This is a genomic window from Streptomyces sp. (assembly GCF_036566765.1).
GTDB lineage: Bacteria > Actinomycetota > Actinomycetes > Streptomycetales > Streptomycetaceae > Streptomyces.
This window is the reverse complement of record NZ_DATCVQ010000733.1, coordinates 1-4652: the sequence shown is the minus strand read 5'-3', so window position 1 is coordinate 4652 and position 4652 is coordinate 1. Positions and strand designations below refer to the sequence as shown.

Below are 4652 nucleotides of genomic sequence, written 5' to 3'. Positions count from 1 at the left end.
CTGGCAGACCAGCGGCTTCGGCCGGTGGCCGTCCCGGCGATCGGGCGCGGGACGACCACCGGCGCAGAGCGGTCAGAACAGGGAGTAGAGCAGCCTGTTCGGCGAGCCGTTGCCCGCACTCTTCACGACGCCGCTCGTCGTGGCGGCGACCATCGCGTCCCGGACCTGCGCCGGTGTGGCGAGGGGTGGGCGGCGAGGTAGAGGGCGGCGACCCCTGCCACGTGCGGCGTGGCCATGGACGTACCGCTGATGGTGTTGGTGGCGGTGTTGCCGCTGTTCCAGGACGAGGTGATGCCGACGCCCGGGGCGAACAGATCGACGCAGGTGCCGTAGTTGGACCACGACGCCTTCGTGTCGGTCTTGTCCGTCGCGCCGACGGTGATCGCCTCGGGCACCCGGGCGGGGGAGTAGTTGCAGGCGTCCTGTGCCCTGCCGCCCTGGTTGCCGTTCCCGGCGGCGACCGCGTAGCTGACGCCGGAGGCGACCGAGCGCTTGACGGCGTCGTCGAGCGCGGCATCCGTTCGTGCTGTTGAACACCGAGAAGACCGCCGAGCGCGGACGCTTCGACGCCGCACACGAGCTGGGGCACTTGGTTCTGCACGGTGAGGAGCAGGTACCCCGCGGGCCCCAGGCCGAAGGCGAAGCACACCGCTTCGCTGCGGCCCTGCTCATGCCGGCCGCAGACGTTCTGGCACACGCCCCTCGCAACCCGAGCACCACCTGGATCCTGCAGGCGAAGCGACGCTGGAAAGTCGCCGCCATGGCACTCGCCCACCGCCTGCACGAACTCAACCTCACCACCGAATGGCAGTACCGCACGCACTGCGTCGAGCTCAGTCGCATGGGCTACCGGAAGTCGGAGCCCCAGAGCACGCTTACGCGGGAAACTTCCCAGGTGCTGGGCAAGGTCTTCGCCGCTCTCCGAGCGGAAGGCACCCCGCTGGCGGAAATCGCACGCGATCTCGACCTGAGGCCGGCGGACCTCAGTGACCTGATCTTCGGCTTGGTGGTCATCGCCCAGGAGGGCGGGCGCGGTGGCACCCGTACGACTGCCTCCCGTAGGCCGCAGCTCTCCGTCGTGCGCTGACACTCGCCTTTGCGTGTGCGGAGGAACGTTCCGCCGGTCGGAAGTGGCGCGAGTCACAGCGAAGTCGCGCTCGCATTCTGAGACAGATCTGCCCCTGCGTCACCTACGTGGTGCAGGGGCAGACCTGTCGTCAGGGCATATCCCCGAGTTGGGGCACGCGGAGGGCACGGCAGCCCCCGACAGGTCTAGACGACGACGAAGGCCCTGGTCTCTGACCAGGGCCTTCGTTCACGAGCGGATGACGGGAATCGAACCCGCGCTATAAGCTTGGGAATCACCGATCTTGGGCGCGGCTGCGGGGCCCTGACCAGCGCAAACGGCTTCCAGGGAGCCCGGAAGGCCTCCCCGTTGCACCCGCCATTGACCGTGGTTCCCCGCCTTATCTGGCACGCGATCTGGCACGGCTCGGAGCTATCCAGCCTCTGCGGTCCGCCACGCGTCGGTGATGCAACCCTCCTCCATGTCCCACCACTCTTCATCGACCCCGTGGTGAAGAAGTCGCTTGATCCTGCCGAGCTTGGCGTCCGGCGGGATGTCGAGGGCCACCATGCGGAACTGCTCAATACCCTCACCGCCCGCAGCCAGCTTGTGGAAGACGTTGAGTACGGTCTGTCGGGCTGCCGCTGAACCGCCGCCGCGCAGCACGATCAATCGGATCGTGCAGTTGGCCGAGGGGCGGATCACACTGCCAGCCCACCTGGCCCCTTCATCGTCAGTGGAAGTCTCGACGGCATCGCCGATGGCCACGCCCCGCACGAAGAAGGGGGTGTTCGCCAACTCAACCGCTCCGTCACCGCGTTCGATGGCCCAAAGACTCTCCACCGCGGCGGGTGGCCAGTCGTTCTCGATCTCAAGTCGGAAGTGGACCTTCACGTACGCCGGGGCCGGCTCATCCATGCCTGACAGCATGCACGATCACCATGACAGCGACCGGTCCCACCTTCGTTCGAGCCGGGCCGGACGGGCTGACATCCGCTCTAGGAGTTCGATCAGATATCCCTACCACTGGCGCTATCGGGTCTGCCTACGCTGCCGATGTGCATGCATGGCCGGTGCCGTCCGCCGTCGTTGATGTCAGGCCTCGATGTCAGTCCCTTCTGCTCCAGCCACGGCCGCCGGTAGGTAGACGCGGCGGCCCTGGCTCAGGATTTCTCCGGGTTGACAGTTGGAGCGGGTACTCAAGGTCAGCCACTGGCGACGTCAGGTCGTAGGGCTACCGCTTCACCCGGCCGCGGATGGCGAGGGCGGCGAAGCCGAGCAGGATCGGCTCGCCAATGCGGGACGCCATCTCGGAGTACGTGCCGACAGTGGTCAACTCTTGCCCGGAGGCGCGGAAAACCACCGAGTTGATGACGACACGCAGCGACTTCTCGAACCGCTCAGTCGACAGTCGATCCCGAAGCGAGCCGTCTGGGTTTATGGGATCGGGCGTGTCACTCGTCATCGTGATGCGCCGACCGTCGACCGTACCCGTGGTCAACGACTTTGAGCCGTCCTTGGGCAGGCCCCAAAGCATCATCACCAACACAGTAAGAGTCATGGCCAGCATTAGCCATCCTATTGCGCGCGAGGCCCGGAGACCGTAGCCGGAGAGCGCCCAGTATGACGTGAGCAGCATGCGCTCAGACCGGGGTATGTCGTCGGCGTGACGACGCATCTCCATTTCGCCGTAGTAGAAATCTGCAGCTCCGGGTTCGTGCTTGTTATCTTCGAAGCTCTTGCGTAATTTCCGGTACACGGGTGCCAGCGCGGCTGGCTCCAGGACTTCTTCCCCTTCTGGTGCAGGTGTCCAGCCCACCTGCACCCGCGAAGCGGGCAGCACGCCAGTGATGCTCTTCAGCCAGTGTCCGGCGCGGCGTCCAGCGCACCGGCCGCATCCCACGTCGACGTAGACCGGACGGGGCGACAGCCAGCGCATAGAGCCCCTCCAGTTGCAACTGATCGAGGTGAATCGTCCCGGCGAACAGAGTCTCGGTGAGGTCGACGTCGGTAAGCACGAGGTGCGCGGCATCCACACCCCGCAGCGACATGACTCGCACGCGGGGGTCTGTCAGATCTGCTTCGGGTAGATTCTCTGCGCCGTACAAGGTGAAGGGCCGGGAGCGGGCGGCGATGCTCACCGGGTACTCCACTACCGCGTCGCTGAGGTCAACTGTGGCGTACCGCAGGCGCAGTGCTGCAGTAGACAGCCAGCGTGTCCGCCGACACCGCAGGCTTGCAGTCGCCGCCTCAACCGTCACGGCGGCCCCGAAAACTGCCTCCGAGAGATCAAGCTCCCCATTGGAGACCAACGGTCCTATTGTGGAAGCGGTCTCAAGAACTGTCCCCACGAAGCCGGCATAGTGATCGATCTCCACTCCCTCGAAACGAGCGTCGCCGCTGAACTTAGCCCCGTTGAACCAGGCTCCGTTGCGGAACTGCGCCACGGCGAAGTAGGCATCTCTGTTGAAATTCGCCCCGCGGAACTTGGCTCCGCCACGAAACTGCGCCCCGCTAAACCAGACGCGGCCACTGAACTCCGCGCCTTCGAAATCAGCGCCGTCTTCGAACTTCACCCCATCAAACTCGACGTCGGCGCTAAATGACGCCTGACCAAACCTGGCCTTGCCATTGAACACGGCTTCGCTGAACTTGGTCTCACCACTGAACTCCGCCTCGCGAAACCAGGCGTTGCCCCTGAACCGTGCTTCGTTGAACCAGACTGAGCCCAGGCGGGTTGGACCTGTGGTGGGTTCATGGAACGCTGCGAGCAGTTCGCACAGCAGATGCTCGGTGAAGCTCGTACCGCGGTGGTCGAGGTTGGCTCCAGGGTGCAGGCCGGCAAGATACGCGGAGCGGTCAGCAGCGCTTAGGTGTGCCAGACATTCGGCGTACGGTTCGACCCGGCGGCCGCGACAGCCAACGGGGTCCGCACCCTGCCCACAATGTGGCCAGTGGGGAGCGCTCAGGGCACCGGCTGCGTCGGGTGTAGTGGCGGTCATACGGGGAGGGACGCAGGACGGAGTAGGCCAGGTTGCCGTACCGCGCCTGCACCGAGCACATACTGACCGTACGAGCGCCGGGACGCTCCCTTCCGGCGTGCGACGTTCGGTAGGAAGTAGAAGAAGGCGCGTAAGGCGGCCGGCCTGCCCGACGGGTTCACCTTCTACGACCTTCGCCACACCGGGCACACGCTCTCGACGCAGTCCGGCGCCACGCTCAAGGACACGATGGTCCGCGCCGGCCAGTCCTCAGAGAAGGCGGCCATGATCTACCAGCATTCGAACCTCGACCGGCAGCGCGAGGTCGCCGCGGGGATCAACGCCCGCGTCCAATCCCTCCGCACCAAAGCAGCCGACCCATCTGGCACGGATCTGGCACGCAACCAATAGAAAGCTCTACGCAACACAAAAGCCCCGGGTCTCTGACCCGGGGCTTTGCAGTGGAGCGGATGACGGGAATCGAACCCGCGCTATAAGCTTGGGAAGCTCATGTTCTACCATTAAACTACATCCGCGCGTCGGTCGGTGATCCGTACCGTAGCGTCACACACTGTACCTCATCCCGGACTCCCGACGTGTCGCGT

The 4652-nt window shown here is 65.3% G+C and carries 4 protein-coding genes, 1 tRNA gene and 2 pseudogenes; 2 read left to right on the top strand and 5 right to left on the bottom strand.

The window, feature by feature from the left end; all coding sequences use genetic code 11:
- Positions 1 to 72 precede the first annotated feature (72 nt).
- Positions 73 to 518, bottom strand: a pseudogene (locus VIU94_RS42610) (S8 family serine peptidase); the annotation flags it as partial.
- Between the two features lie 11 nt (positions 519 to 529).
- Between VIU94_RS42610 and VIU94_RS42605 the strand changes: the two are divergent.
- Positions 530 to 1087 carry an ImmA/IrrE family metallo-endopeptidase gene (locus VIU94_RS42605; protein ID WP_331920727.1) on the top strand — a complete coding sequence of 186 codons (558 nt, stop codon included), beginning with the start codon at positions 530 to 532 and terminating at the stop codon, positions 1085 to 1087.
- Positions 1088 to 1498: 411 nt separating this feature from the next.
- Here VIU94_RS42605 and VIU94_RS42600 read toward each other — a convergent pair whose 3' ends face one another.
- From VIU94_RS42600 to VIU94_RS42590, 3 genes are all read right to left on the bottom strand, one after another.
- On the bottom strand, positions 1499 to 1984 hold the full coding sequence (locus tag VIU94_RS42600; protein ID WP_331920725.1) for a DUF4265 domain-containing protein: 486 nt from the start codon (positions 1982 to 1984) through the stop codon (positions 1499 to 1501).
- 316 nt (positions 1985 to 2300) lie between these two features.
- Positions 2301 to 2825, bottom strand: coding sequence for a hypothetical protein (locus tag VIU94_RS42595; protein ID WP_331920723.1), 525 nt, complete (start codon positions 2823 to 2825; stop codon positions 2301 to 2303).
- Entirely contained in the window at positions 2791 to 4068 is a 1278-nt protein-coding gene (locus tag VIU94_RS42590) for a pentapeptide repeat-containing protein (RefSeq protein WP_331920721.1), read from the bottom strand. Before VIU94_RS42590 ends, VIU94_RS42595 begins: the two co-directional genes overlap by 35 nt.
- An 87-nt stretch (positions 4069 to 4155) precedes the next feature.
- Between VIU94_RS42590 and VIU94_RS42585 the strand changes: the two are divergent.
- Positions 4156 to 4458: pseudogene (locus VIU94_RS42585) on the top strand (tyrosine-type recombinase/integrase); the annotation flags it as partial.
- Between the two features lie 51 nt (positions 4459 to 4509).
- Here the strand turns inward: VIU94_RS42585 and VIU94_RS42580 are convergent.
- A tRNA-Gly gene (locus VIU94_RS42580) sits at positions 4510 to 4583 on the bottom strand.
- Positions 4584 to 4652 lie beyond the last annotated feature (69 nt).